The organism is Mycobacterium sp. E735 (assembly GCF_001666955.1).
Classification (GTDB): Bacteria; Actinomycetota; Actinomycetes; order Mycobacteriales; family Mycobacteriaceae; genus Mycobacterium.
On the sequence record NZ_LZIX01000300.1, the window covers coordinates 1 to 2,350 of the forward strand.

3 protein-coding genes are annotated in these 2,350 nt (G+C 66.8%); all 3 read right to left on the reverse strand.

All coding sequences use genetic code 11. From position 1 onward, the window contains the following. Positions 1 to 507, reverse strand: a 507-nt coding sequence (locus A5704_RS24550; protein ID WP_156736876.1) for an LLM class flavin-dependent oxidoreductase, incomplete at its 3' end; no start/stop codon positions are given. Then, a complete protein-coding gene (locus A5704_RS24555; protein ID WP_067747154.1) occupies positions 507 to 959 on the reverse strand; it encodes a nuclear transport factor 2 family protein in 453 nt (150 codons plus the stop codon). The genes A5704_RS24550 and A5704_RS24555, both read right to left, overlap by 1 nt. A gap of 57 nt (positions 960 to 1,016) precedes the next feature. Further along, positions 1,017 to 2,291 (reverse strand): serine hydrolase domain-containing protein, encoded by a 1,275-nt coding sequence (locus tag A5704_RS24560; protein ID WP_067747156.1) that lies wholly within the window; start codon positions 2,289 to 2,291, stop codon positions 1,017 to 1,019. Between the last annotated feature and the right edge of the window lie 59 nt (positions 2,292 to 2,350).

The following is a 2,350-nucleotide window of genomic DNA, read 5'->3' on the forward strand; positions in this document are numbered from 1 at the left end:
GTAGCTCACCTCGTTCTCCCGCCACAACCGCTGGCAGACGTCCAGCGTCTGGTCCAGGATCGCCCCGCGTCGATCGAAGTCCACCCCGGCCGCGTCGTATTCCTCACGCTGCCAGCCGACACCCACCCCGACATCGATGCGGCCGCCGGACAGAACATCCATCGTTGCAAGGGTTTTCGCGAGGACCGCGGCCGGACGCAGCGCCGCGAGCAGAATGTTGGTGCCCAGCCGGATCCGGCGCGTCCGCGCCGCCAGATAGGTCAGCGTCGTGAGCGGTTCCAGCCAGTGCCCGTCGGGTCCGGTCGGTTGGCGACCGCCTACCGTTCCACCCGTTTGTGGATTCGCGTATGCGTCCATGTTCATACCGAACGCCACGTGCTCCGACACGAGCAGACGGTCGAACCCAGCGCCCTCCAACAGCTGTGCCCACTCCGTGAGGTGTTCCCAGTCCGACGGTGCCGCGGACGAAAACGACGGAATCCCCATCGACAGCTGTAGCGAGGCCATCAACTGTGTTCCTCGATCGACGCGCGCCGGTCTTCGGTGGCATCGACGACAACCCTGCGGTGTGCGATCCGCCACCGCCCCTCGGCGTCGAGTACATACTCGTCCAGGTAGCGGATGTGCATGACGTGGTTGCGACCGTCCGCCTCGTCAACGCGAAAGTGATTGGCGGTGCAGTAGATTTCGCCTACCGCAGATCCCCCCTCGATGACGTACAGGCCCTGGGCTACGAGGTGAGCCGTCCGCGGCCACCGGGCGACGATGTCGATTACCCGTTCGATCTCGCCGTGGCCGGTCAGCGTTCCCGGTTCGCGCCCCGGTCTTTCGACGAGCATGGAAGCGTCGGGCGTGAACACCGAGAGCAGCGCCTCGCGGTCTCGGCGATCGACCGCCGCCGCATACCTGCGGGACAGCGCCTCGAGTTCCGCATGGGGGACTGCGCGCGAGATGTCCATCTGCTTCCCGTGCCGGCGGATAGAGACCTGTTGACGATACAACCCCGGGTTGTGGCGTCAGCGGCCGGGAACTCGGCTGCGCGCCTCGCCGGAGTGTCGTGCTCCGAATCGCGGCACGGCTACGAACCCGCGACTGTGTGCGGCGGTCACGGCGCGCTGCAGCGGTATCAGCAGCGGTACGAAGAGGAGTTGGTCGGCGACCATCGGGGTCAGCAGCCGATTGTGCACGAAGGCGAATGAGCTCTTGGTGATCGGGTCGGCCCAACCGATGGTTCCACCGAGGCCGGCGTGCCCAAAGCCCCGCAGTAGGCCCGGCACCGGTGATCCGTGGTAGCCCAGGTGAAACGACATCGGGAAGAAGACGTTGAGGTCGGGCCGAAAGCTGCGGGTGCCGGTCAGCGACGCGACCAATTCCTCCGAGAGGAATCGCTGCCCATCGATTCTTCCGCCGTTGGTGAGTGCTGCGTACATCTTGGCCAGCCCCCGCGCGGTCACTACCGCGTTCACCGCGGGAATCTCGCTGTCCAGCAGCCCCATGTCGCCCTGCACCAGCGAGGTGATACCGGGGACATAGGTCGCACCGAGCGGTCCCGGAACCGGCAGGCTGGCCATCAGCGAAACCAGCCGCCCGAGCACCGGGCCGCCCGAGAAGCGTTGCGGGAACATCGTTTGGGCGGCCTTCGTGGGCGCGTCGGCCGGCGGCCGCCCCAGGTGGATACCGTCGATGTCGAGTGGTTGAGCGACCTCGGCGCGGAACAACTCTCGCATGCCCTTACCGGTGATCGCGCGGGCCAATCCGGATGCCAACCAGCCGAAGGTGAACGCGTGATACGCCGCGCGGCCGGCGAGGCGGTCCACCCGCGCCGCCGCCAGCCGCTCTTCCATGTAACGGTGATCGAGCAACTGCTCGGTGCTGATGGTCCCGAGCCGCGACAGGCCCGTGGTGTGGCGCATCATCTCGCGCACGGTGATGGCGGACTTGCCGTTGGCGCCGAATTCGGGCCAGTAACGCGCGATGGGGTCGTCGTAGGACAGCAACCCACGGTCGACCAGCCGGTGCAGGACCGTCGAGGCCACGCCCTTACCCGCGGAGAAGACCATCGCGCCGGTGTCCGCCGACCACGGCACCCGCCCCTCTCGATCGGACCAGCCGGTCCACACGTCGACGACGGGTTCGCCATCGACGTACACAGACAGCGCGCCACCGCCATACCGTGGGCCGGGAAAGAGCGTGGCGAAGGTTTTCACTGCGCAGGCAAATCGAGGGTCGGCGGCACCGTGCACATGGGTGGGCAGACCGTCACCGGCTTGTAAGGCTGGTCGATCGGGCATCGCGGTCGAAGCTCTCCTCACTGGCACTGGGCGCCATCGGACGACTGAACAAATATCGT